Consider the following 866-nt stretch of genomic DNA (forward strand, 5'->3'; position numbering starts at 1 on the left):
AGAGCGCTATTCACGTGGCCTGGCGGTAGAACTCGAGGTTGGTGATCATGTGGATCACGCTTGGTAGTTCGGCCAGGCGTCCGCGGTAGCCGGTCGCGAGGGTCTTCCACTGCTTGAGCAGCGCGATCGTCCGCTCGACCGGGGCACGTAGGGACGCGATGTGGCGGTTGTGCTCGCGGTCGGCGTGGGTGCGTGCGACGCCCTTGGTCTTGCGCCGTGGCGTCAGGCGGGTGTGTTTGACGTACGCGGTGTCGGCCAGCACGGCGATCACCCGCTGCCGGCGGGCTGCGGCGATCTGGCCGGCCCAGCCGACCTCGTCCAGTGCCCGCGAGTCGTGCCGGGATCCTCGCACCGGGACCGACACGTCGGCCAGGGTGCCGTCGCGGAACGCGGCGACCTGGATGCCGAGGGCCTGCTTGTGGTGTTTGGCGTTGTAGTTCGTCGTGCCGGTTCCGGCCCGGTTGCCGGTGGGCACCGGTGTGCCGTCGATCAGGACCGTGCCGCGCTCGAGCGCCTCATGGAGATGCCTGCGGTCCAGGGCGGTGACCTGGCCGATGATCGGCATCAGGTATTGCCAGATCCGCGAGACCGTGGACTGGGAGATCCCGTACAGGTCCCCGGTCAGCTGCTGCGGCAGGTTGTGTCGCACCTTGATCAAGACCATCGTCACCGCCCGGCCGAACCCGAGCTCGAAGTCGTACCGTTCTTCCTCACGCCCGACGTGCACCTGCCAGGCGCGGGCGATCAGCTCGGTCGTCTGGGCGGCGGTCAGTCCGCACGTGGAGTGGTAGCGCATCGGTCCTTCGTTCGGGTTCGATCCTGGCGTAGACAACCTGGATCAAACCGGACGCGAGGGCCGTTGCGCT

General features: G+C 67.9%; 1 protein-coding gene. It reads right to left on the reverse strand.

Features of this window, described 5'->3' with window-relative positions; genetic code table 11:
- Nucleotides 1-10: 10 nt before the first annotated feature.
- Entirely contained in the window at nucleotides 11-796 is a 786-nt protein-coding gene (locus AC1C2W_RS19650) for a transposase (protein WP_495414066.1), read from the reverse strand.
- Nucleotides 797-866: the final 70 nt, after the last annotated feature.

It is taken from the genome of Isoptericola sp. Y581 (assembly GCF_059445475.1).